The 22,548-nt window shown below is 68.7% G+C and carries 21 protein-coding genes; 17 read left to right on the top strand and 4 right to left on the bottom strand.

The annotated features are described in order from the left end of the window. The first annotated feature begins 59 nt into the window (after window positions 1–59). The 5 genes from ACWFRF_RS14780 (at window position 60) to ACWFRF_RS14760 (ending at window position 5,461) form a co-directional block, all read left to right on the top strand. Window positions 60–371 (top strand): YlxR family protein, encoded by a 312-nt coding sequence (locus ACWFRF_RS14780; protein ID WP_101468594.1) that lies wholly within the window; start codon window positions 60–62, stop codon window positions 369–371. Between the two features lie 108 nt (window positions 372–479). Beyond that, on the top strand, window positions 480–3,497 hold the full coding sequence (gene infB, locus ACWFRF_RS14775; RefSeq protein WP_452450362.1) for a translation initiation factor IF-2: 3,018 nt from the start codon (window positions 480–482) through the stop codon (window positions 3,495–3,497). A 93-nt stretch (window positions 3,498–3,590) separates the two neighbouring features. Continuing rightward, window positions 3,591–3,884, top strand: a complete 294-nt coding sequence (locus tag ACWFRF_RS14770; RefSeq protein WP_378628258.1) for a DUF503 domain-containing protein — start codon at window positions 3,591–3,593, stop codon at window positions 3,882–3,884. Between the two features lie 12 nt (window positions 3,885–3,896). Further along, window positions 3,897–4,343 carry a 30S ribosome-binding factor RbfA gene (rbfA, locus tag ACWFRF_RS14765; protein ID WP_378626520.1) on the top strand — a complete coding sequence of 149 codons (447 nt, stop codon included), beginning with the start codon at window positions 3,897–3,899 and terminating at the stop codon, window positions 4,341–4,343. Between the two features lie 119 nt (window positions 4,344–4,462). Beyond that, window positions 4,463–5,461, top strand: coding sequence for a DHH family phosphoesterase (locus tag ACWFRF_RS14760; protein WP_378992337.1), 999 nt, complete (start codon window positions 4,463–4,465; stop codon window positions 5,459–5,461). Between the two features lies 1 nt (window position 5,462). On the opposite strand, the gene ACWFRF_RS14755 is transcribed toward ACWFRF_RS14760, so the two are convergent. Next, a complete protein-coding gene (locus ACWFRF_RS14755) occupies window positions 5,463–6,629 on the bottom strand; it encodes an MFS transporter (RefSeq protein WP_452450359.1) in 1,167 nt (388 codons plus the stop codon). A gap of 369 nt (window positions 6,630–6,998) precedes the next feature. On the opposite strand from ACWFRF_RS14755, the gene ACWFRF_RS14750 reads away from it, so the two are divergent. Together ACWFRF_RS14750 and ACWFRF_RS14745 are read left to right on the top strand one after the other, a co-directional pair. Then, entirely contained in the window at window positions 6,999–8,339 is a 1,341-nt protein-coding gene (locus ACWFRF_RS14750) for an MATE family efflux transporter (RefSeq protein WP_452450357.1), read from the top strand. 120 nt (window positions 8,340–8,459) lie between these two features. Further along, window positions 8,460–9,605: a lipase family protein gene (locus ACWFRF_RS14745; RefSeq protein ID WP_452450355.1), complete on the top strand. Its 1,146-nt coding sequence runs from the start codon at window positions 8,460–8,462 to the stop codon at window positions 9,603–9,605. A gap of 17 nt (window positions 9,606–9,622) precedes the next feature. Here the strand turns inward: ACWFRF_RS14745 and ACWFRF_RS14740 are convergent, their stop codons facing one another. Further along, window positions 9,623–9,931 (bottom strand): putative quinol monooxygenase, encoded by a 309-nt coding sequence (locus ACWFRF_RS14740; RefSeq protein WP_378992342.1) that lies wholly within the window; start codon window positions 9,929–9,931, stop codon window positions 9,623–9,625. Window positions 9,932–10,020: 89 nt separating this feature from the next. Between ACWFRF_RS14740 and ACWFRF_RS14735 the strand changes: the two genes are divergently transcribed. From ACWFRF_RS14735 to truB, 4 genes are all read left to right on the top strand, one after another. Continuing rightward, window positions 10,021–10,323: an ArsR/SmtB family transcription factor gene (locus ACWFRF_RS14735; RefSeq protein WP_378626527.1), complete on the top strand. Its 303-nt coding sequence runs from the start codon at window positions 10,021–10,023 to the stop codon at window positions 10,321–10,323. 42 nt (window positions 10,324–10,365) lie between these two features. Then, window positions 10,366–11,322 (top strand): metallophosphoesterase family protein, encoded by a 957-nt coding sequence (locus ACWFRF_RS14730; RefSeq protein ID WP_358062466.1) that lies wholly within the window; start codon window positions 10,366–10,368, stop codon window positions 11,320–11,322. A 156-nt stretch (window positions 11,323–11,478) separates the two neighbouring features. Then, window positions 11,479–12,150: a 4'-phosphopantetheinyl transferase Npt gene (gene npt, locus ACWFRF_RS14725; RefSeq protein ID WP_378992346.1), complete on the top strand. Its 672-nt coding sequence runs from the start codon at window positions 11,479–11,481 to the stop codon at window positions 12,148–12,150. Next, window positions 12,150–13,082: a tRNA pseudouridine(55) synthase TruB gene (gene truB, locus ACWFRF_RS14720; protein ID WP_452450352.1), complete on the top strand. Its 933-nt coding sequence runs from the start codon at window positions 12,150–12,152 to the stop codon at window positions 13,080–13,082. The genes npt and truB overlap by 1 nt, the downstream gene beginning before the upstream one ends. An 81-nt stretch (window positions 13,083–13,163) precedes the next feature. Here the strand turns inward: truB and ACWFRF_RS14715 are convergent, their stop codons facing one another. Next, window positions 13,164–14,648 carry an FAD/NAD(P)-binding protein gene (locus ACWFRF_RS14715; RefSeq protein ID WP_452450350.1) on the bottom strand — a complete coding sequence of 495 codons (1,485 nt, stop codon included), beginning with the start codon at window positions 14,646–14,648 and terminating at the stop codon, window positions 13,164–13,166. A 229-nt stretch (window positions 14,649–14,877) separates the two neighbouring features. Between ACWFRF_RS14715 and ACWFRF_RS14710 the strand changes: the two genes are divergently transcribed. The 3 genes from ACWFRF_RS14710 to ACWFRF_RS14700 all read left to right on the top strand — a co-directional run bounded on the left by ACWFRF_RS14710 (window position 14,878) and on the right by ACWFRF_RS14700 (window position 17,479). After that, window positions 14,878–15,993, top strand: coding sequence for a LuxR C-terminal-related transcriptional regulator (locus tag ACWFRF_RS14710; RefSeq protein WP_452450349.1), 1,116 nt, complete (start codon window positions 14,878–14,880; stop codon window positions 15,991–15,993). Window positions 15,994–16,104: 111 nt separating this feature from the next. Next, the gene (locus tag ACWFRF_RS14705) at window positions 16,105–16,527 is read left to right on the top strand and encodes an EF-hand domain-containing protein (protein ID WP_452450347.1); all 423 of its coding nucleotides are present in this window, start codon (window positions 16,105–16,107) and stop codon (window positions 16,525–16,527) included. A 121-nt stretch (window positions 16,528–16,648) separates the two neighbouring features. After that, on the top strand, window positions 16,649–17,479 hold the full coding sequence (locus tag ACWFRF_RS14700) for a hypothetical protein (RefSeq protein ID WP_452450345.1): 831 nt from the start codon (window positions 16,649–16,651) through the stop codon (window positions 17,477–17,479). Between the two features lie 7 nt (window positions 17,480–17,486). Here the strand turns inward: ACWFRF_RS14700 and ACWFRF_RS14695 are convergent, their stop codons facing one another. Continuing rightward, entirely contained in the window at window positions 17,487–18,248 is a 762-nt protein-coding gene (locus ACWFRF_RS14695) for a metal-dependent transcriptional regulator (RefSeq protein ID WP_379317214.1), read from the bottom strand. Between the two features lie 102 nt (window positions 18,249–18,350). Between ACWFRF_RS14695 and ACWFRF_RS14690 the strand changes: the two genes are divergently transcribed. From ACWFRF_RS14690 to ACWFRF_RS14680, 3 genes are all read left to right on the top strand, one after another. Further along, window positions 18,351–19,319: a bifunctional riboflavin kinase/FAD synthetase gene (locus ACWFRF_RS14690; RefSeq protein WP_452450343.1), complete on the top strand. Its 969-nt coding sequence runs from the start codon at window positions 18,351–18,353 to the stop codon at window positions 19,317–19,319. A gap of 126 nt (window positions 19,320–19,445) precedes the next feature. Next, window positions 19,446–19,715 (top strand): 30S ribosomal protein S15, encoded by a 270-nt coding sequence (gene rpsO, locus ACWFRF_RS14685; protein WP_056811493.1) that lies wholly within the window; start codon window positions 19,446–19,448, stop codon window positions 19,713–19,715. A 393-nt stretch (window positions 19,716–20,108) separates the two neighbouring features. After that, window positions 20,109–22,382 carry a polyribonucleotide nucleotidyltransferase gene (locus tag ACWFRF_RS14680; RefSeq protein ID WP_452450341.1) on the top strand — a complete coding sequence of 758 codons (2,274 nt, stop codon included), beginning with the start codon at window positions 20,109–20,111 and terminating at the stop codon, window positions 22,380–22,382. Window positions 22,383–22,548 lie beyond the last annotated feature (166 nt).

Raw genomic sequence — 22,548 nt, 5'->3', positions numbered from 1 at the left:
TCGAATCCCGACCGGCGGATGACATGTTCGTAACTTCCGGAGGGGAGGGGTTCGTCGTTATGACCGGGTCACCGGTAGAGTGGGTACAGGACCGGCCCGCGCAATCCGTTCGCACCTGTATCGGATGCCGTCAGCGCGAGCCGTCTGCCGACCTGTTGCGGATCGTGGCGCAGCATCGGAACACCGATGTCGCGATTGTTCCCGATCCGCGGCGCAGACAGCCCGGACGGGGTGCATGGCTGCACCCCGTTTCAGTTTGTTTGCGTTCCGCAGAGCGGCGCCGAGCATTCGGCAGAGCCCTACGAGTGTCCGGAAATCTGGATATCTCAGCCCTGGAGCAGTACCTCGAGAACAGGCACGAGCACTCATGAGCACACCGTGAAGCACCAACGATGAACGTCCGTCGGAGATAACCCGAGGTCGTGCGGGCCCGCCTTACCTAGGCGGCGTCACTGCTCGGCCTCTCAGTGAGGAGAGCAGTGGCAGGCAAGGCCCGCGTGCACGAGTTGGCTAAAGAGCTCGGTGTCACAAGCAAGGAACTACTCGCGAAGCTCAAGGAGCAAGGCGAGTTCGTGAAGTCGGCGTCCTCGACGGTGGAAGCACCCGTCGCACGTCGTCTGCGCGAATCACTGGCGTCGAAGTCCGCTCCGGCGGCCGATGCCAAGTCGGCGGCCCGTCCCGGCCCGTCGTCGGCAGCAGCAGCCCGTCCGGCTGCCAAGCCCACCCCCGGTGGCCCTCGCCCCGGTCCGCGTCCGGCTCCGGCCGCTCCCGCCCCGGCAGCCGCTGCCGCGCCGGCTGCGCCGAAGCCCGAACAGGCCGCTCCGGTCGAGGCCAAGCCCGCTACTCCGGCACCCGCGAGCCCTGCTCCGGCCGCCGCGCAGTCGGCTCCGGCCACCAAGCCCGCAGGCGCCCCCGCGCCCGGCCCGCGTCCGGCTCCCGCCGCGCCGCGTCCGGCACAGGCTCCCGCCGCAGGTCAGACCCGTCCGGGTCAGGCGACGCCGGGTGCTGCCGCGCCCGGTCCGCGTCCGGCCGGTCCCGGCCCGAAGCCGGGGCCGAAGGCTCCGCGCGTCGGCAACAACCCGTTCAGCTCGGCGCCCGATCGTGAGCGTCCGGCACCGCGTCCCGCTCCGCAGGGTGGCCCGCGTCCCACTCCGGGTCAGGGCGGTCCCCGTCCGGCTCCCGGTCAGGGTGGCCCGCGTCCGGCTCCCGGTCAGGGCGGTCCCCGCCCCGGTCAGGGTGGTCAGGGTCAGCGTCCGGCCGCCGCGCAGGGCGGTGCCCCGCGTCCCGGTGGTCCCCGTCCCAACCCGGGTTCGATGCCTCCGCGTCCGAACCCCGGCGCCATGCCCGCACGCTCCGCACGTCCCGGCCCCGCGGCCGGTGGCCGTCCGGGTCGTCCGGGTGGCGCTCCCGGCGGTGGCGGCGCAGGCCGTCCCGGTGGTGGCGGCGGCGGTGGCGGTTACCGCGGTGGCGGTGGCGGTGCCCCCGGCGCTCCCGGTGCCGGCGCTCCCGCGGCCGGTGGTTTCCGTGGTCGTCCCGGTGGCGGCGGCGGTCGTCCCGGTGGTCCCGGTGGCCGTGGTGGTGCCGCAGGCGCCTTCGGTCGTCCCGGTGGCGCGGTTCGCCGTGGCCGTAAGTCGAAGCGGGCGAAGCGCGCCGAGTACGAGAACATGCAGGCTCCCGCCGTCGGTGGCGTGCGTCTGCCCCGCGGCAACGGCGAGATCATCCGTCTCGCCCGTGGCGCATCGCTGTCGGACTTCGCCGAGAAGATCGACGCGAACCCCGCAGCTCTCGTGCAGGCACTGTTCAACCTCGGCGAGATGGTCACCGCGACCCAGTCGGTGAACGACGAGACCCTCGAGCTGCTCGGCGGCGAGATGAACTACGTCGTCCACGTGGTCAGCCCCGAGGACGAAGATCGCGAACTGCTGCAGTCGTTCGACCTCACCTACGGCGAAGACGCCGGCGGCGAGGACGACCTCGAGCACCGTCCGCCGGTCGTGACCGTCATGGGTCACGTCGACCACGGTAAGACCCGACTGCTCGACACGATCCGTAAGGCCAACGTCGCTGAGGGCGAGGCCGGTGGCATCACCCAGCACATCGGTGCCTACCAGGTGCTCACCAACCTCAACGAGGAAGAGCGTCTGATCACCTTCATCGACACCCCGGGTCACGAGGCGTTCACCGCCATGCGTGCTCGTGGTGCGAAGGCCACCGATATCGCGATCCTCGTGGTCGCGGCCGACGACGGCGTCATGCCGCAGACGGTGGAAGCGATCAACCACGCCCAAGCCGCTGATGTGCCGATCGTCGTCGCGATCAACAAGATCGACAAAGAGGGTGCGAACCCGGACAAGATCAAGCAGCAGCTCACCGAGTACGGCCTGGTCACCGAGGAGTACGGCGGCGACACCATGTTCGTCAACATCTCGGCCAAGCAGGGCACCAACATCGATCAGCTGCTCGAAGCCGTGCTGCTGACCGCGGATGCCTCGCTCGACCTGCGGGCCAACCCGGACATGGACGCCCAGGGTGTCGCCATCGAGGCGCACCTCGACCGCGGCCGTGGCCCCGTGGCCACCGTGCTCATCCAGCGCGGCACGCTGCACGTCGGCGACTCGATCGTGGCGGGCGACGCCTACGGTCGCGTCCGTCGCATGGTCGACGAGCACGGCGAGGACGTCCACGCGGCGACCCCGTCGCGCCCGGTCCAGGTCATCGGTTTCACCTCGGTGCCCGGCGCCGGTGACAACCTGATCGTGGTCGAGGAAGACCGCATCGCCCGGCAGATCGCCGATCGCCGCAATGCGCGTAAGCGCAACGCGCTGGCCGCTCGCAGCCGCAAGCGGATCAGCCTGGAAGATCTGGATGCCGCACTGAAGGAGACTTCGGAGCTCAACCTGATCCTCAAGGGCGACAACTCCGGTACCGTCGAGGCCCTCGAAGAGGCCCTGCTCGGCATCGAGATCGACGACGAGGTGCGTCTGCGCGTCATCGACCGCGGTGTCGGTGGCGTCACCGAGACCAACGTCAACCTGGCGTCGGCCTCCAACGCGATCATCATCGGCTTCAACGTCCGCGCGGAGGGCAAGGCCACTGAGCTGGCCAACCGCGAAGGCGTCGACATCCGGTACTACTCGGTGATCTACCAGGCGATCGACGAGATCGAGAAGGCCCTCAAGGGCATGCTCAAGCCGATCTACGAAGAGGTCGAGCTGGGCCGCGCCGAGATCCGCGCGATCTTCCGTTCGTCCAAGATCGGCAACATCGCCGGTTGCATGGTCACCTCCGGCTCGGTCAAGCGCAACGCCAAGGCGCGCCTGATCCGTGACGGTCGAGTGGTCGCGGAGACGATGACCATCTCCTCGCTCAAGCGGGAGAAGGACGATGCTCCTGAGGTTCGCGAAGGTTTCGAGTGCGGTATGACCGTCACCTACAGCGACATCAAGGACGGCGACATCATCGAGGCTTACGAGCTTCGTGAAAAGCCGCGCGACTGATCAACGCAATACCGCTCGATCCACGCCGCATCCGATTCTTCGGGTGCGGCGTGGAGTCTTGCGGGAACCCCATCTACCAGGAGGTGAGCACCGCTGTTCATCGGTGCGCTCGAATTCGATCTACTGCTCGGTGACGTGCATTCGCTCAAGGAGAAGCGGTCGGTGATCCGGCCGATCCTCGCCGAGCTGGGAAAGCGCTTCGGCGTGAATGCCGCCGAAGCCGGAGATCAAGACCTGCACCGCCGGGCACTGCTCGGGGTTGCCATGGTCAGTGCGGAAACGGGACACCTGAACGAGGTGCTCGACAAGTGTGAGCGGCACGTTGCCGCGCGTCCGGAGATAGAGTTGCTGGCAGTACGCCGCCGGATCTTCGGACCCGAAGACTAGGGAGGTTCAGCCATGGTTGATCAAGCCAGGGCACGCCGGCTCGCCAAGCGGATTTCCGCGATCGTGGCCACCGCGATCGAATACGAGATCAAGGATCCGCGGCTGCGGTTCGTCACCGTCACCGATGCCAAGGTGTCCGGGGATCTGCGCGAGGCGAACGTCTATTACACGGTGATGGGCGAGACCATCGACGCCGAACCCGACTACGCCGAGGCCGCCGCCGGGCTCGACGCGGCCAAGGGTGTGTTGCGGTCCAAGGTGGGCGCGGGTACCGGAGTGAAGTTCACCCCGATCCTGTCTTTCACTCTCGATAAGGTGCCCGAGGTGGCCCGCGAGATGGAAGAGTTGCTCGCGAGAGCTCGCGCCATCGACGACGAGGTGGCCAAGGTCGCCGCCAACGCCAAGCACGCGGGCGAGGCCGACCCGTACAAGGCCGATCGCGACGACGAAGACGAGTAGGCAGGCATGTCCGGTCAGCGCCCGCAGGCGGTAGCCCGAGTGACCACGCAGGGTACGTCATCCTGCCCGGTGGCCACCGCCTTGTCGGGCCGACGACCGGTGCCCGTCGTGGACGCCGGATGACCAGCGTCCGCGACGGGACCGAACTGGGCACAGCCGTCGCCGCCTTGGCGGCGGCGCGCTCGGTGACGATCCTGTGCCACGTGCAGCCCGATGCCGACACCGTGGGGAGCGGGCTGGCGCTGGCGCTGGCGCTGCACCGGCGCGAGGTACCGGTGTGTGTGTCCTTCGCCGAGCCCGCTGAGCTGCCCGCTTCGTTGCGCACGCTGCCCGGTGTGCAGCTGGTGGTGCCACCCGCGCAGGTGCCGGCCGAGGTGGACCTGTTGATCGTCGTCGACTGCGGCGCGCGCAGCCGTCTCGGCGCTCTCGCCGACCGATTACCCGGTGCGACCATGACATTGGTGATCGATCATCATCGGGCCAACGACGGCTTCGGCACCGTCGACCTGATCGACGAATCCGCGGCCTCGACCACCGAATTGGTGACTCGGCTCCTCGATGCGTGGGGCGTGGAGATCGACGCCCCCATCGCGCACTGCCTGTTCGCGGGACTGGTCACCGATACCGGCTCGTTCCGCTGGGCCCGGTCCGGCAGCCACGCGATGGCCGAACGCCTGCTCGCCACCGGCATCGACGGCACCGAGATCACCCGTGTCCTGCTCGACACCCACCCCTACGCCTGGCTCCCGATGTTGTCGAAGGTGCTGTCCACCGCCGTGGTCGTGCCCGCCGCCGCGGGTGTCGGCCTGGTTTATGCGCTCGTGCGCGCCGCCGATACCCATGACGTGGGGCCCGAAGAGGTCGAGAGCGTCATCGACGTCATCCGGACCACTGCCGAAGCGGGCATCGCCGCCGTCTTCAAGGAAGCCCGCGGCCAGAACGACCGCTGGACGGTCTCCCTGCGCTCCCGCGACTCCGCCCCAGGCCGTACGGACGGCGTCGATGTCGCCGCGGTCGCCGGCGTTTTCGGCGGCGGCGGCCACCGCTTCGCCGCCGGCTACACCACCTACGGCAACGCCGAGGATGTCGTGCGCGCCCTGATCGCCGCCCTGGGCTGACCTAGGTTGCGGCGACAGTCTTCTCGCGGCGCAGGCGCAGGGCCAGGGGGACGCCGAGGACGGTGGTGGTGGCGCAGAGGGTGAAGGCCAGGGCGGGCTGGTCTACGAGGAGGCCGGTCAGGCCCGCTACGACGAGACCGCCGAGGTTGCCGGTCATCCAGATGAGGCCCGCGGCGGTGCCGTCCGCGGCGCCGGTGTGGCGTTCGGCCATGGCCAGCACGATCGGGAGAGCGGGGAGCAGGGTCAGGCCGATGAGGACGAAGGCCAGGAAGCCGGTGGCGAGGCCGGGGGCGAGGGCGACGAGCAGACAGGCGGCGGCGCTGGCGGTGAGACCGACCATCACCGCGGGGAGTTCGATACCGCGGCGCAGGACCGCGACCGGAATCACCGCGCAGCCGACGACACCGGCGAGGACGTTCACCAGCAGCACGATGCTGGCCGCATCCGCGCTCACACCGGACGGTTCCAGCAGCGCTTGGCCATAGGTCGCCAGCGCGACGAACGTGCCGAAGGGGAAGAACACGGTGACGCAGAGTCGGCGCACATACCGGTCCCCGAGGGTCGCTCGCAGCGCGACGAACGAGGTCGATGTGCTCGCGGCAGGTCCGGTGCCCGCGCGCATCAGCTCGACGGTCAGTGCGACCGCGGCCAGGGCGGCGAAGATCGTGCCGATCGCGGTGAGGGCGGTGAGCTGGCTTTGCGCGGGCAGCGCCGCGCCGAGTACGAACGCGGCGGCCATCCCGGCGAAGGTGCTCGCGGTGCCCACCGCGATACCGGTCGGCCGGTCCTTCTCGTCGAGATAATGCCCCGCGATGCCGGTGATGGCGTTGAGCACCAGCGGTTGCGCGATGGCGACGACGGTCTGACCGATGAGCACGATCGCGAAACCGCCGTCGAGCAGGCGCAACGCCGCACCGATCGCGGTGAGAACCGCGCCGGCGATCAGGCTGGGGCGGAACCAGCGATCGAGTGCGATTCCGGCGGGTACGGCGAGCACGACGTAGAGCAGCGGGAACATGTTCGCCAGCCACCCGATCGCGGACTCGGACACACCGAAGTGCTCCGCCGCCACGGTCGTCACCGGCGCGTAGGTGAGCCACACCAGCTGGGTGGCCGCGCCGACCAGGGCGAACGCCGTGATCACCCGCCATCGCTGCACAAACACCATGGTCGATCCTGAGTTGTCCGGGCGAACCAGGCGTCCGCGGTATGTCATCGTCCCGCCCGAGCTGGGCAGGCGACCAGTATCGTCGCTCATCCTGCCTGCCGTCCACACTTCGTACCCGCCATTTCGTGCTGATCGGTGGGTGCGTCCGCGAGCGGCGGGCGTGATCGGCGGTATGGGTGGCGGCGTCGATGCACCACCACCGCGAACATGATCATGCCCGGCGATCGGCGAGATCGCTCTGGTGGCGCTGCGCGGCGGGCGATGGTGTCGGTGGCGTGTGCCACCATCGGCAGGTCGGCAGCGCGTCCGATGAGTTCGTGGTGACCGTGGGAGGTCGGTGTGGGGTCCGCTGAACCGAGGGACGAAGCCGTGACCGGCGATGAGGCCGACCAGGTCGGGCCGCGGCGAATTCTCGGCATCGCCGTGCCCACCCTGGGCGTGTTGGTCGCCGAGCCGCTGTATCTGCTCTTCGACATCGCGGTGGTCGGCAGGCTGGGGGCGCTGGCACTGGCCGGGCTGGCCGTCGGCGCCGTGATCCTCGGGTCGGTGAGCACCCAGCTGACGTTCCTGTCCTATGGGACGACCGCGCGTGCGGCCCGTAGACACGGTGCGGGGGATCGGACAGGTGCTGTCGAGGAGGGCGTGCAGGCCAGCTGGGTGGGTGTGGCGATCGGTCTGGTGATCGTCGCGGTGATCCAGTTGTTCGCGGTGCCACTGTGTTCGGTGCTCTCCGGCGGTGGGGAGATCGCCGACGAGGCGCTGATCTGGGTGCGGATCGCGCTGTTCGGCGTGCCGTTGATCCTGCTGTCGATGGCGGGCAACGGGTGGATGCGCGGTGTGCAGGATGTGCGACGACCACTGACCTATGTGGTGGTGGGTCTGGCGTTGTCGGCGGTGCTGTGTCCGGTTCTGGTGTACGGACTGCTCGGCGCACCGCGGATGGAACTGGCCGGCTCGGCGGTGGCGAATCTCGTCGGCCAATCGGTCTCCGGCGTCCTGTTCGCCTATGCCCTGCTGCGCGAACGTGTTTCGCTGCGCCCGCGCGTCGCGGTGATGCGCGCTCAACTCGTCCTCGGGCGCGACCTCATCATCCGCAGTCTGTCGTTCCAGATCTGCTTCGTCTCCGCCGCCGCGGTGGCCGCCCGTTTCGGCGCCGCGTCCGTGGCCGCCCACCAGGTGGTTCTGCAGCTCTGGAATTTCCTCGCCCTGACCTTGGACTCGCTCGCCATCGCCGCCCAGACGCTGGTCGGCGCGGCTCTCGGTGCCGGTAATGCCCACGGCGCCAAGGCGATCGCGCGCCGGGTGACAGTCTGGTCCGAGATCTTCGCGCTACTCCTTGCCGCCGTCTTCGCCGCGGGCGTGACCGCGATCCCGCTGCTGTTCACCGATGACCCCCAGGTCCTCGAACGCATCCATGTCATCTGGTGGTTCTTCGTCGCCATGATCCCGGTGGCCGGCGCGGTGTTCGCCCTCGACGGTGTCCTGCTCGGCGCGGGCGACGCCGCCTTCCTTCGCACCGCGACCCTCGTCGCCGCCCTGACCGGCTTCCTGCCGCTGATCTGGCTGTCGCTGATCTTCGACTGGGGCGTGGCGGGAATCTGGACCGGTTTGGTCGTCTTCATGTTGGCTCGACTGCTGGCCGTCATCGCCCGCGCACGATCCGGTCGCTGGGCCAAGGTGGGCGCCGAAATTCCGCGCGGTGCCGCATAGGGCTGTGGAAACCTTTGCGACGCAGCAGATTCGATTCTGGTGACGGGTACGAAGGTGCTTCTCGGCAGTCGATCGCCTACCGTCGCAAGTGCGGACAGTGGGATCGACGATGGAGGCGCAATGGCCGTGCACGATGTGATCGCCCAGGCCGGCCGGGTGGCGGTGGCCGCGGCGCTGGTGTTGATCGGCGCGGTGGGTGCGGGGCCCGCGGCGCAGGCGGCGCCCGTCGCGCCGGGGCAGCTGATTGCCCACACCGCGCAGCCTGCCGGCTGGGGTGAATGGTCGCGGGCAGCCATCGTCGAATACCGCACAGAGGGTGCGACGCACGGCATCGCGAACGCGGCAGGTCTGGTGCTGCTCCCGGATTCGCCCGCCCCGGAAGGTGGTTATCCGGTGGTGGCGTGGGATCACGGGACCAGCGGGCTCGGGCCCGACTGCGGCCTCACCACCGACAAGGCGCGGCATGAACGCCCGCTGCTGCAAGCGTTCCTCGATCGTGGCTGGGCGGTGGTCGCACCGGATTACCTCGGCCTGTCGCCCGGCTCCGACACCGTGCACCCGTACCTGCACACTCGCACCGAGGCCACGGCCACGATCGACCTGGTTCGTGCCGCGCGGGCCGCGGAGCCGAGTCTGGCGCCGACGTGGGCCGTGGTCGGCGGTTCGCAGGGAGGACATGCCGCACTGGGGACCGGCAACCTCGCCGGCGACTACGCGCCCGAACTGGACTTCCGCGGCACCGTGGCACTGGCGCCGGCATCCAACTACGAGCAGATTCTGACCCAGCTCGGTCCCGAGGTCCCGAACCTTCCCGTAGTGGACCGGCTCGTCGGCCCGTTCGCGGGCATGCTCGCCGGGCTTCGCGCCACCCGTCCCGATCTGGATGTGAACGGTCTGCTCAGCGCGCGTGGCCGCGAAGTGGTCGACGCGATCGCCACCAGTTGTGTCGACGATTTCGACCGGGCCGTCGGCAATGCGTCGATCGGCGCGCTCCTGGCGAAGCCCGTGGCCGCCGACGGCATCGGCGCGGCCCTGCGCGACTACATGGTGGTCCCCACGGTCGGCTATCGCCAACCGGTGCTGATCGCCCACGGCGCGGCCGACACGGTGGTGCCGCTGCCGCTGACCTTCGCGCTGCTCGCGCAGATGCGATCGGCGGGCACCCAGGTCGAGTTCGCGCAGTACCCGGGCGGACACGAACAGGTCGGCGTCGAATCGCGGGAACGGGTCCTGGCTTTCGTCGACGGCTTACTCGCCACCGCCTGACCCGGGAGCGGGACGGCTCAGCGGGGATAGGGGCTGAGCATGTCGATCCAGCGGATGTCCAGGTCGCGGGTCAGGTAGTCCAGGCGCGAATTCCAGAAGTCCTGCATGTGCGGCAGGGCGAGGTGGCGGTCGAGGTCGGCTTTGCTGCGCCATACCTCGTAGAAGACGAAGACCGAGGGGTCGTCGCTGTCGACGTGGAAGTGGTATTCGAGGCAGCCTTCTTCGGCGCGGGTCGGTTCGACGAACGAGAGCAGCAGCTCACGCAGGTCGTCGCGGCGTTCGGGTTTCGGGTGGGCGAACCCCACCAGCGCGTAGGTGCTCGACATGATGCTCCTTAGGTACGATGTTCTACGTACCTAAGGACGCTAGGCGGCAGCTAGGTATGACGCAAGCCGTACCTATGTGGAGGTGGTGGGTGGACCAGGAACTCGAGCTGGGAGCGGTACTCGGCGCGCTGGCCGATCCGCTGCGGCGTCGCGTGATCACCCTGCTCGCGCTGGATCCCGCCGATGGCGACCGCAGCTGCTCGTCGTTCGACCTACCGGTGACGAAGGCGACCCGCACCCACCACTTCCGGGTGCTGCGCGAGGCGGGGCTGGTCCGGCAGGTGAATTACGGCAATCGCAGCACCGTCGTCCTGCGGCGGGCCGACCTCGACGCGCGGTTTCCCGGGCTGCTCGATCTGCTGGTGGCCGAGGCAGCCGACGCGCAGGGGTGAACCCGCCGGTGCCGCGCACCCGGGGTGTGCCACTGTGGACAGGTGATTCCGAAGTTGATGGCGGTCAGCGATGTGCACGTGGGGCATCAGGGCAACAAGCCTGTGGTGGAGCAGATCGTTCCCGATTCGCCCGAGGACTGGCTGATCGTCGCCGGTGACGTGGGGGAGAAGGCCGAGGAGGTGCGGTGGGCGCTGGAGTTGCTGCGCGGCCGCTTCGCCAAGGTGATCTGGGTACCGGGCAACCACGAGCTGTGGACCACGCCGAAGGATCCGGTGCAGATGCACGGCGCCGCCCGCTACGACTATCTCGTCGCGATGTGCCGTGACCTCGATGTCGTCACCCCCGAGGACCCGTTCCCGGTGTGGACGGGTCCGGGCGCCGAGAAGTACGGCGGCCGGGTCACCCTGGCGCCGATGTTCCTGCTCTACGACTACTCGTGGCGACCGGCGGGCACGAAGACCAAGGCGGAAGGTCTGGCGCTGGCGCGCGAACGCAATGTGGTGGCGACCGACGAGTTCCTGCTGACTCCCGACCCGTACCTCACCCGCGACGCCTGGTGCCACGCCCGTGTCCAGTACACCCAGCGCCGCCTCGACGCGCTGCCCACCGACACTCCGTTGGTGATGATCAACCACTTCCCCCTGGTCCGCCAGCCCACCGACATCCTGTTCTACCCGGAGTTCTCGCTGTGGTGCGGCACCGACCTGACCGCCGACTGGCACACCAGCTACAACGTGGTCTGCTCGGTCTACGGACACCTCCACATCCCGCGCACCACCTATTACGACGGCGTCCGCTTCGAAGAGGTCTCCCTCGGCTATCCCCGCGAATGGAAACGCCGAGGCATGCCCGAACCGCTGCTCCGCCAGATCCTTCCCGACCCGGTCTACGCCGAAGGCGATCTGAACTCCTGGGGCGGCCACTTCAAGGTCACCCCGGAGATGGAAGCCGCAGCCGCCGAGATGCGCGAGAAGGCCGAGCGCAGGCGAGGCATCTGACAGCGAATTTGCACGAAAACCCCACGCCTGATTTCGTAAGAGCATCGGCAACTCACCGGGCACGAGCAAACCCGCCCACCCGGTACCGCCAGACGCCAGTGCTGACCCAACCAGCGCCGAGGTCTGGCCACACGACGCGGAGAGGCGGACAAGCCAGTGCTGGAGAGGATTTTGCCGAGGAGTGTGGCTTCGGCGGAGTTGCTGGTTTTCCCGGAGGATCTCACGGCGCATCCCGCCGAGGAGCACCTCATCGCCAAGTCCGTGGAGAAGCGGCGCCGCGATTTCATCGGCGCCCGGCACTGTGCTCGCCTCGCCCTCGAACAGCTCGGTGAGCAGCCTGTCGCGATCGGCAAGGGCGAACGCGGCATGCCGCTGTTCCCGCGCGGCATCGTCGGCAGCCTCACCCATTGCGACGGCTACCGTGCCGCCGCGATGGCGCACTCGCTGCGTTTCCGCTCGGTCGGTATCGACGCCGAACCGCACGACACCCTGCCCGAGGGAGTGCTCGATTCGGTCAGTCTGCCCGCCGAACGCGAGTGGCTGTCGGATACGCCCGGCGAGGGCCTGCATCTGGATCGGCTGCTGTTCTGTGCCAAGGAGGCCACCTACAAAGCCTGGTTCCCGCTCACGCTGCGGTGGCTCGGTTTCGAGGACGCGCACATCACCTTCGAGATCGACTCCCGCACAGACAATGCGGGCTCGGGCACTTTTCATACGAAGCTGCTCGTGCCCGGTCTGACGAACGACGGCGGCGCCGCGCTGACCGAGTTCGACGGCCTCTGGTTGATCGCCGACGGGCTGATCCTGACCGCGATCGCACACGGCTGATGGCCGCGCGAGTGTCGCGGGTGGGCGAGCTGGGCGGTCTCGTGATCGTCGACAAGGACAGCGGCCTCACCAGCCACGACGTGGTGGCGCGCAGCCGAAAGCTGTTGCAGACCAAGAAGGTCGGCCACGCGGGCACCCTCGACCCGATGGCCACCGGGGTGCTGGTGCTCGGGGTGGAGCGGGCCACGAAACTCCTCGGCCAGCTGCTGCTCACCACCAAGGCCTACACCGCGACGATCCGCCTCGGCCAGGCCACGAACACCGACGACGCCGAGGGTGAGGTCACCGCGACCACACCCGCGCTGCACGTCACCGACGACGAGATCGCGACTGGCGTCGCGGCCCTGACCGGTGACATCGAGCAGGTCCCCGCCACGGTGAGCGCCATCAAGGTCGACGGCGAACGGGCCTACGCGCGCGTGCGCGCCGGCGAGGAGGTACAACTGGCCGCCCGGCCGGTCACGGTGTCGCGCTTCGACATCCTGGCCCGTCGCGATGTCGCCGACGGTGAATTCGTGGATCTCGACGTCGCGGTCGAATGCACCTCCGGTACCTACATTCGCGCCCTGGCCCGCGACCTCGGCGTGGCCCTCGGTGTGGGCGGACACCTGAGCGCCTTGCGCCGCACCAGGGTCGGTCCCTTCACGCTCGAACACGCCCGTACCCTCGAACAACTCGCGACCGCGGTCGAAGCCGAGCAGCCCCTGCTCAGCCTCGATATCGACGCCGCCGTCCGCACCGCCTTCCCGCTCCGTGACATCGACGAATCGCAGGCCACCGACCTGCGGACCGGCCGCTGGCTCGAGCCCGTCGGCATCAAGGGCGTCTACGCCGCGATCGACCCACGGGGCCGGGCCATCGCACTTCTGGAGGAGAGCGGCAAACGCGCGGGCTCGGTGATGGTGGTGCGTCCGAGGGGAATCGGCGACTGACGAGCTCGTTGTCGTTCGATGCCCGCCTCGTGGCCGGGTGAGGCGGGCGCCCGAGCCCGAAACCGCCCCGCCGGGCAGGGGTCAGCTGCGCACGGGCAGTGTCTCGTGCCGGAATTCCGGTAGACCGGATTCCTTCGTCAGGTGCTCGGCCAGCTGTGCCGCTTCCGCAGCGAGGCCGGGTGGGTTGGTGGCGACGAACATCGAATCCGCCGCCAGGTTGCCGAGGATGTGCCAGGTGCCGGCACGCAGCGCACGGGTGCGTGGTTCGGCGCGGAGACCACCGGTGGGCGCGACTTGCGCTGTGCCGCTGTCGAGCAGGTGTGTCATCAGCGTCTCGGTGTCCTGCGGGGTGACGTAGGCGGGTGGGTTGACGGCGTTGATCACGATGTCGGCCGTCCCGGTGGATTCGCCGGTCAGGGTGAACCCGGTGTCGCCCGCCGCGATCGCGGTGAGTCCGGTGCGCAACCGCACCTGACCCGAATCCAGCAGGCGCAGCAGGATTTCCGCGTTGTGCGGGACCATCGGCGAGCTGAGGCTGCTGATCGTGCGGTAGTGATCGGTCCGCAACCTCATCCGGTCGGCGTCGGTCAGGGCGGGCCACAGGATCGGGCCCATCGTGCGGATCGCCATCGTGAGCAGGCGTCGACCCAGCAGGCTGGAGTCGACATCGGCGAGCTGGCGGCGCAGGCGAAGTACCGGGTCCTCGGCGCCGGTGGCGCGGATCTCGGCGGCGAACTCGTCGAAATCCTCACCCAGGCCGGCCAATTCGGCACGCAGGAGCGCGACCACCGCGGTGAACTCGACCGCCCCGCCCGCCGCGAGGTCCAGTGCGGCGGCCGGGGTGAGGTGGCGCGGTGACAGTGGTCGTGGACGTTGCTGGACGAACGGCAGGATCCCGCTGCGCGACAGCAGGGTGATCGGACCTCGATGACCGTTCTCGGTCAACGCGGCCGTGATGTCGACGGCGGTCAGGCCGCTACCGACCACGGCTACCCGAGCCTCGGGATCCACCTCGGTGAGCGTGCGCGCCAGCGGATACGGCTCGTCGACATAGCCGGGGGCCCCGGTCAGTCCGTACTGGTCGCGGGGACGGCCACTGCCGACGCAGAGCACCACGCGATCCACCGGATACCTGACACCGCCCTCGGTGCGCAGTACCACCGGCTGTTGCTGCGCGACGCCGGTGACCCGGTCGTTCACCACGTCGACCCGCCATCCGTCGTGACGCAACCGGTCGATCGACGCCCGCGCCGACTGTTCCAGGTACTCGCCGTACATCGCGCGCGGCACGATCGGCTGTCCCAACCCGGGGTCGAGGAAGCGCACCGCGTCCGGTCGCCGGGCGAGCCAGTCCTGGAAATGCCCACGGTCGCTCGCCCGCGCGGACATCAACGCGGGCGGGGCGTTCACGCGCACCGCGGGCACATCGCGCTGATAGGCCCGCCCACGCCACAGCGCCGCGGATCCCTCGAACACGGTGATCGTGCCCGGTGCCCCGTCGGCACCCGCGAGCGCGTCGAGCAACCCGACCGCGGCCACTCCCGCACCGATGATCCCGATTTGCATGTCGACTCCTGTCGTCGGAGGCGGCGTTGCCGCGCACTCTCATTCGATGGCGAGCACGACGTCGTGCCCGGCCTGTGATCAGCGTGCTCGCGCCGGTGCCGCCGCGAAATCCCGCATGTGCGGGATACGGCTCACCGGGTGACCCGGGGCCGCGGCGGTGCGGGATCGAGACGGGCACCCCCTCGATCGCGGGATGGTCCCGAGCATTGACCGCGACGACAATGGGCACATGACCGCCCCGGCTTCGCCTGCCATGACCGCCTTGCTCCGCGGGATCGACGCGGCGCCGGATGCGCACGAGCTGTTCGAGCGGACTTCCACCCGGTTGCGCCGGTCCGTGGGGTTCGACGCGGCGGTGTGGGTGGCCACCGATCCGGTCAACGGCCTGACGACCGCGCCGGTGCGGGTGGAGAACCTGCACGAAGGCGGCTGCGGGACCTACTGGGAGTCAGAGCTTTTCGCCGAGCACGTCAACCTGTTCCGCGATCTGGCCGTGGCGCAGGTGCCGGTGGCCGGTTTGCGCGCGGTGACGGGCGACCGGCCGACACTGAGCCCGCTGTATCGAAGCTTCATGCGGCCCCGCGGATTCGGTGACGAACTGCGGGCCGTGCTGCGCGTGGACGGTCAGGGTTGGGGGCAGGTGAGCTTGTTCCGGGAACGCGGCAGACAGGCCTTCGCCGCCGCCGATGTGGCGGTGCTGCACGCGTTGTCGGCCCCGATGGCGCGGCGCCTGCGCGGCTTCGCCCGACCGGCGACCACGGGTTCGAGCGGCGTCCACGCACCCGGCCTGCTGCTGTTCGGCGCAGACGGCGCGCTGCTCTCGGTGAACGACGAGGCCCGCGAGCTGCTCGCGCTGATGCCGCCTGGCCCGTCCACCACGACCGGCGCCGGACTCGAATTGCCCTTGCCGGTCTGGATTCTCAGCACCGCGGGGCGTGCGCGGCTCACCGGAGACAGCGCTCGCATCCGCATTCGCACCCTGACCGGGCAGTGGCTCGTCTGCCACGCCTCGTGTCTGCGTGACGCGAACGGCGAACCGACTACGACGGCGCTGGTGATCGAACACGCGACGCCCTCGGACGTCGCGGCGCTCATCGTCGCCGCCTGTGAACTGACCCGCCGTGAACTGGAGGTCACCGAACTCATCGCGGCGGGACTGTCCACCGCCGCCATCGCCCGGCAGCTGCTCGTCTCCGCCCACACCGTGCGCGACCACGTGAAGTCCGTCTTCGACAAGACGGGTGTCACCAGCCGTGGCGAGCTCGTCGCGGCCCTGTTCACCGAATACCGGCAACCGGCGGCCGAATCGGTCACACTGCGGGTCCTCGACGGACGCGCCGGCTGAGCGGCGATCTCGCGGACCGCGGGGCCGACTCCCTGTGCGCCGCACCCACTCCGGCGAATCCGTAGAGTGGCGGAAACCGGCCGGTGGCCGGGGTGGAAGAGGGATCGTGAGATGAGTGCAGAGTCGGTCGACACGTTCACACTGTGGGATCGCGACGGTGACGGACTGGTGTCGGTGGACGATATCGCCGACGGAATTCGTTCGGCGGGAATCGAAGTCGACCGGGAGGCCGTCGAGCGGATGGTCGCCGCCGCGGATACCAACGGTGATTTTCTCGTCTCCCGTGCCGAATTCGACGCCGCCGTCGTCGCGGGGCGGATCGAGGTCACCGACGCCGATGCGGCGTTCCGGGTCTTCGACACCAACGGTGACGGCCGGATCTCGGTGGCCGAGCTGGAATCGTTGATCCGCCACGTGGGTGCGGGGCGCATCGACGAACCGGCCGCCGACCTGCTCGCGGCCGCCGATCAAGACGGCGACGGCTACCTCTGCCTGTCCGAATTCCGGGTGCTGCTGGATTTCCTGTCGCGCTGAAGGTGCCGCCTTCCCCGGTCGGCGGCCGCATCTGTAGTCAGGGGTACTGGACGGCCGATAACACCCTGCTCGGAACGCACGATAGCGAGGATGTATAGCTTTCGCGTCGGAGGGGTAGACCATGGCTGCGATCAGGAAGATCTGGATCGGTGCCGTCGCCGGGGTGACGATGGTCCTCGCGGGCTGTGGCGGCGTCGATCCGCAGGCACCGGGATCGAGCTCGGCGCGTCCGACCACCACTCGCACTGTGCCGATCTCGGTCGCCACGCCCAGCCCGGCTCCCGCAGTCACGCCCGCCGGTCGCCCTGGCGCGGGCTCCTCGAATTCCGTGGGTGCCTCCACTGCCCCAGCGAAGACCGCGAGACCGCCCGAACTCGCGACCGGCACCGTGGTGCTGCGCACCGTGACGCTGTCCGGGATCCCCGTTCCCGGTGTGCCGGTGTACCTGTCGCTGCAGCAGCCGTGTGATCCGGCGAGCAACGACATCCCCGTCGGCGAGACGGTGGAAACGCTGCGCCGCGACGGTGTCACCGACGAGCAGGGCCGGGCGGCCTTCGCCACCGAAATCGGTTGCTACCGCTTCGGGATGACCGCGCCCGCCGGCACGAACCCGGTCCCCGAGGGTATGCACTCGCTGTTCCTGGTCACCCCCGGCGGCACGGCCACCGGTCAGCTGCGCTTCCAGGACACCCCACCCGAACCTGCCCCGGCCTGCGCCGAATCCACCATCGAAACCGAACTCGGTGTCGATCCGGGACCCGTCGCCACCATTGCCGACTGTGACGGGCAGTGGGGTGTCATCCGCTGGGAGACACCCGGCGACAACCAGCGCGTCATCACCCGCACGTCGGGAACCTGGTCCACCTATGTCCGGTTCCCCCACGACATCTGTTGGTCCAGCGCGGTCGCCGATGGCGTTCCGGACCGCCTCCGTACCTACTTCAACTGCTGATCCAGGACTATGTGGTGAGCCAAATCGCTTCGGCGGCAAGAGTTCCCAGTTCGGTGGGGGCTTCGGCCGAGGCGATGCGGACGGCGATGGTGCCGGCGAAATCGCGGCGTTCGGCGACTTCGATGGTGGTGTCGAGCGCGATACCGACCGAGTCGAAATAGCGCAGCATCGCGGGGTCGGAGTCGGAGATGCGGGCCACCCGGCCGGATTCGCCCGCGGCGAAGTCGCTGAGCTGACGGGCGGGGGGAGTGGGGACGGCGCCGTCGGTGGAGGGGATGGGGTCGCCGTGCGGGTCGCGGTCGGGGTGGCCGAGTTTCGCGTCGATGCGGGACATGAGCAGGTCGGAGACGGCGTGTTCGAGGACCTCGGCCTCGTCGTGCACTTCGTCCCAGCCGTAGCCGAGTTCGTTCACCAGAAAGGTCTCGATCAGCCGGTGACGGCGCACCATCGCGACCGCGGCGCGACGGCCGTGTTCGGTCAGGGTGATCGCGCCGTAGCGGGCGTGCTCGACCAGGCCCTGATCGGTGAGCTTGCGCACCGCCTCCGACACCGTCGAGGCCGACACGCCGATCCGCTCGGCCAGTAACTTGGTCGACACCTTCTCCTGCGACCACTCCTGAGCGGTCCAGATGACCTTCAGATAATCCTGTGCCACCGCCGACAGTTCGGGCGCGATCGTGGCGGCGAGTTCGGCCTGCTCGGCGGGTTGCGTCAGCGCGCTGCGGGTCGCGACATCTCGTTTAGCTGGCACATCACCAATGTTAGGCATCCCTGGCCCGAATGACACATCGGCGAACCGGCACGCCGCGCACCGGCGATCCGCCGCACACCGGAATTCTGTTCGGGCACCGCTTTGCGTAGGCTTCGCTCTGTGCAGAGATGGCGAAGTCTCGACGACGTGCCCGCGGACTGGGGGCGTTGCGTTCTCACGATCGGCGTGTTCGACGGGGTACATCGGGGGCACGCGCAGCTGATCAGCCGCGCGGTCGCCGCGGCGGAGAAGCGTGGCGTGCGCTCGGTTCTGATGACCTTCGATCCGCACCCGATGGAGGTGGTGCGACCCGGTTCGCACCCCGCGCAGCTGACCACGCTGACCCGCCGCGCGGAGCTGGCCGAGGAGCTCGGGATCGACGTGTTCTGCGTGATGCCGTTCACCCAGGAATTCATGAAGCTCACCCCGTCGGAATACGTACACGACCTGCTGGTCGAACGTCTGCACGTCACCGAGGTCGTGGTCGGCGACAATTTCACCTTCGGTAAGAAGGCCGCGGGCACCGTCGACACGATGCGCGAACTCGGCGAGCGGTTCGGCTTCGAGGTCGACGGGGTGACCCTGCTGGGCGAACACGCTGTCACTTTCTCCTCCACCTACATCCGGGCCTGTGTCGACGCGGGCGACATGGCCGCGGCGGCCGAGGCGCTGGGGCGGCCACATCGCGTCGAGGGCGTCGTCGTGCACGGCGACGGGCGCGGGCGCGGGCTGGGTTTCCCGACCGCCAATGTCGCCCCGCCGATGCACGCCGCGATCCCGGCCGACGGGGTGTACGCGGGGTGGTTCACCGTGCTCGGGGCGGGCCCGGCCATCGGTGACGCCGCACCCGGCGAGCGCGCGATGGCCGCGATCTCGGTCGGCACCAACCCCACGTTCTCGGGTCGCTCACGGACCGTCGAGGCATTCGTGCTCGACGGCGAGGCCGATCTCTACGGCCAGCACGTCGGTGTCGATTTCGTCGAACAACTACGCGGAATGCGCAAGTTCGACTCCATCGACGATCTGGTCGAGGCCATGGGCCGCGACGTCGAGGCCGCGCGCAAGGTTCTCACCGCAGCAGAAGCCTGAACCCCGATTTATCTCGCCACCACGTGTCGAGTAAAGTGGCTCCTCGGGTTTGCTGCGGTCCGCGGTGGCGCCCATCCCGGGTAACCGGACCTTCGAGCGCGGAACTGAAAATAGGAGTCGAGCCACATGGCGCTGACCACTGAGCAGAAGTCGGCAATTCTCGCCGAATACGGCCTGCACCCCACCGACACCGGCTCGCCGGAGGCGCAGATCGCGCTGCTGTCGAAGCGGATCTCGGACCTGACCGAGCACCTGAAGCAGCACAAGCACGATCACCACACCCGGCACGGCCTGCTGGCCCTGATCGGTCGTCGTCGCCGCCTGTCGAAGTACCTGCAGGCCAACGACATCAACCGCTACCGTTCGCTCATCGAGCGCCTGGGTCTGCGTCGCTGATCTGAATCGGACACGCCTCCTCGTCGAGGCGGTCGACACCTGGCCAACGGGAAGAAGTACACTTCTTCTCGTTGGCTATTCGTGTATTCGGGGACCATCGGGTTCCCGGCTGCATTACAACATGTGACAGCCGTGTGCATCCGTCCGCGTGGCGTCGGTCTTCGGTAGTGGCCTTTCGGCAGGCGTTGTTCTCGCCGCCGTCGGGCTTCGATCGATGATCGCCTCCGCGTCGCCCCTCTTGTGGAATGTTCCAGCCAAGGGGATCCGGCCGGGTGCTGCGCGTGGCAGCCAGGAGGGTTTCCACGTGTCCGTGTCCGGTACGGCTGACGAATAGCTGGTTCGCGCCCACATGGTGCTGCGCTCCAGCGAGACGAGAGGTCGAGAGAAGAGAATATGACGCAGACAACTGAACGCCCTTCGACTGCGGTCGAGGTCGAGCCCGGAGTTTTCGAGTCGGTCGCGCTGATCGACAACGGTAGCTTCGGCACCCGCACCATCCGCTTCGAGACCGGCCGTCTGGCCAAGCAGGCCGCGGGTTCCGTCGCCGCCTACCTGGACGACGAGACCATGCTGCTGTCGGCGACCACCGCCGGTAAGTACCCCAAGGACCAGTTCGACTTCTTCCCGCTGACGGTCGATGTCGAAGAGCGCATGTATGCCGCGGGTCGCATCCCCGGCTCGTTCTTCCGTCGCGAGGGCCGCCCCTCCACCGACGCGATCCTGACCTGCCGCCTGATCGACCGGCCGCTGCGCCCGACCTTCATCGACGGTCTGCGCAACGAGATCCAGGTCGTCGTCACGGTCCTGAGCCTCAACCCGGCCGACCTCTACGACGTGGTGGCCATCAACGCCGCTTCGGCGTCGACTCAGCTCTCGGGCATCCCGTTCTCCGGCCCGATCGGTGGCGTCCGCGTCGCCCTCATCGGTGGCCAGTGGGTCGCGTTCCCGACCGTCGAGCAGCTCGAAGGCGCCGTGTTCGACATGGTCGTCGCGGGCCGCGTCACCGACACCGGCGACGTCGCCATCATGATGGTCGAGGCCGAGGCCACCGACAAGGTCATCGCGCTGATCGAAGACGGTGCGCAGGCCCCGACCGAGGCCGTGGTGGCCGAGGGTCTGGAAGCCGCCAAGCCGTTCATCGCGCGCCTGGTCCGCGCCCAGGCCGACCTGGCCGCGCTGGCTGCCAAGCCGACCCAGGAGTTCCCGCTCTTCCCGCCGTACGGCCCGGACGTGTTCGAGGCTGTCGAGGGAACCTCGAAGGTCGAGCTGAACGAGGCGCTGAGCATCGCCGACAAGCAGACCCGCGAGGCCCGCATCGACGAGATCAAGGCCGAGGTGCTCGCCCGTCTGGGTGACGACTTCGTCGGTCGCGAGAAGGAACTGGGTGCCGCGTTCCGCTCGGTCACCAAGAAGCTGGTCCGCCAGCGCATCCTCACCGACGGTTTCCGCATCGACGGCCGTGGCCTGGCCGACATCCGTCAGCTCTCCGCCGAGGTCGACGTGATCCCGCGCGCCCACGGTTCGGCGATCTTCGAGCGTGGTGAGACCCAGATCATGGGCGTCACCACCCTCGACATGGTGAAGATGGCGCAGCAGGTCGACTCGCTCGGCCCGGAGACCTCCAAGCGCTACATGCACCACTACAACTTCCCGCCGTTCTCCACCGGCGAGACCGGTCGCGTCGGTTCGCCGAAGCGTCGCGAGATCGGCCACGGCGCGCTCGCCGAGCGTGCGCTGATGCCGGTGCTGCCCTCGCAGGAGGAGTTCCCCTACGCCATCCGTCAGGTCTCGGAGGCGCTGAGCTCCAACGGCTCCACCTCGATGGGTTCGGTCTGTGCCTCGACCCTGTCGCTGCTCAACGCCGGTGTGCCGCTGAAGGCGCCGGTCGCGGGTATCGCCATGGGCCTGGTCTCCGACACCATCACCAACGACAAGGGTGAGGACGAGGTCCGCTACGTCGCGCTCACCGACATCCTCGGCGCCGAGGATGCCTTCGGCGACATGGACTTCAAGGTTGCCGGTACCCGTGACTTCGTCACCGCCCTGCAGCTGGACACCAAGCTCGACGGCATCCCCTCGCAGGTGCTGGCCGGTGCGCTGAACCAGGCGCACGACGCCCGCACCACCATCCTGGACGTGATGGCCGAGGCCATCACCGACCCCGACGAGATGAGCCCCTACGCCCCGCGCGTGACGGCCATCAAGATCCCGGTCGACAAGATCGGCGAGGTCATCGGGCCCAAGGGCAAGATGATCAACCAGATCACCGAGGAAACCGGCGCCAACATCTCCATCGAGGATGACGGCACCGTGTTCGTCGGTGCGACCGATGGGCCGTCGGCCCAGGCCGCGATCGACATGATCAACGCCATCGCCAACCCGCAGCTGCCCAAGGTCGGCGAGCGCTTCCTGGGCACGGTCGTCAAGACCACCGCCTTCGGTGCGTTCGTGTCGCTCCTGCCGGGCCGCGACGGTCTGGTGCACATCTCCAAGCTGGGCAACGGCAAGCGTGTGGCCAAGGTCGAAGACGTGGTCAACGTCGGCGACAAGCTGCGTGTGGAGATCGCCGATATCGACAACCGCGGCAAGATCTCGCTCGTCCCGGTCGAGGACGAGGCCGCTGCCGCTGAGCCGGCCGCCGTCGAGGAGAACACCGACGCCGAGTAGGCGTTACTGCTGCCGACTGCCGAAACCCCCGCCGTTGCACGGCGGGGGTTTTGTCGTTTCCGGGCTCTGGCAGGTTCGTGACCTGGGTCACGAAGATGCAACGGTGATGCAACGTTGCGTCGCCTAGTGTGGCTGGACACAGTAAGAATCTGTGCCGACAGCCGTG

It is taken from the genome of Nocardia sp. NPDC055165 (assembly GCF_053606985.1).
Note: the sequence above shows the minus strand (reverse complement) of the source record. Positions and strands in the feature narration are given on the sequence as shown.